Raw genomic sequence first — 1,038 nt, 5'->3', positions numbered from 1 at the left:
CCGCCCCGGCAGCGGTCCAGGAGGCCGGCGTCGCCGGGGCGGGGCGCGAGCCAGTCCTGGACGGGCAGCGGGCGGCGGCGGCCGTCGGCGTGCTCGATCTCGACCGGGCCGCGGCCCCGCAGCGCCTCCTCGTACAGTTCGCCGATCATGCCGGGACCGGCCTGGCGCCCAGGCCGCGCAGGGCGGCGGCGAACCGGCTCCCGTGCGCGCCGTCGCCGCCGCGCGAGCTGGGCGGTCCCGGTGTCGGGCCGCGACATGGGGACGCCGCGCAGCAGCCGCGCGTCGGGGCGCCGCAGCCCGAGCAGCCAGAATCCGCCGTCGGCGGCGGGCCCGAGCACCGCGTCGCGGTGTTCCAGGTCCCGGGCGGCGCGGGTGAGGAGGCCGGGGGTGACCTGCGGGGTGTCCATGCCGAGAAGGACGAGGGGGCGGCCGGCCCACGCGTCGGCGAACGCGGCGGCCAGCCGCTCGTCCAGGCCGCCGCCGCGCTGGGCCAGAACGGTGAACCCGGCGGGCAGCCACGGGCCGGGCGCGCCGTCGAGGGCGAGGGTCCGGCGGCCGGCCGGGGCGGCGGCGACGGCGGTGAGGGTGTCGCGCAGGGCCGCCTCGGCGAGCGCGGCGGCCTCGGCCGGGGTGTAGGCGGGGGTGAGGCGGGTCTTGACCCGCCCCGGCACGGGCTCCTTGGCGATCACGATGAAGTCGGCGGCGGTCATGGCGCGACCTCGGCGAGGACGCGGCGCATGTCGCGGACGGCGCGGACCGTCCCGCCGAGGGTCCCGGTGACCTTCGACGCGCCGGTGCGGGGCCGGTAGGCGACGTCGATCTCGCCGACCGCCCAGCCGGCGCGGGCGGCGCGCAGCACCATCTCCAGGGGGTAGCCGAACCGGCGGTCGCGCAGGCCGAGGGCGAGCAGGTCGGCGCGGCGGGCGGCGCGCATCGGGCCGAGGTCGTGCAGGCGGGTGCCCGTCTCTTTTACCCATCTGACGCTGCCGGCGAAGAGGGTAGAGGGAGAGCACCAGGTCACCAGCACAATCAACAAAA

General features: G+C 78.7%; 1 protein-coding gene and 1 pseudogene. Both read right to left on the bottom strand.

What is annotated here, in order from left to right; genetic code table 11:
• A partial coding sequence (locus tag HUX53_RS09545) for a DUF2064 domain-containing protein (protein ID WP_255205084.1) occupies nucleotides 1-710 on the bottom strand: 710 nt, incomplete at its 3' end.
• Nucleotides 707-1,038, bottom strand: a pseudogene (locus HUX53_RS09540) (hypothetical protein); the annotation flags it as partial. The gene HUX53_RS09545 and the pseudogene HUX53_RS09540, both read right to left, overlap by 4 nt.

This window comes from Actinomadura sp. BRA 177 (assembly GCF_013372625.1).
In the GTDB taxonomy this organism is placed as follows: domain Bacteria; phylum Actinomycetota; class Actinomycetes; order Streptosporangiales; family Streptosporangiaceae; genus Spirillospora.
This window is presented reverse-complemented; position numbering and strand designations above follow the sequence as displayed.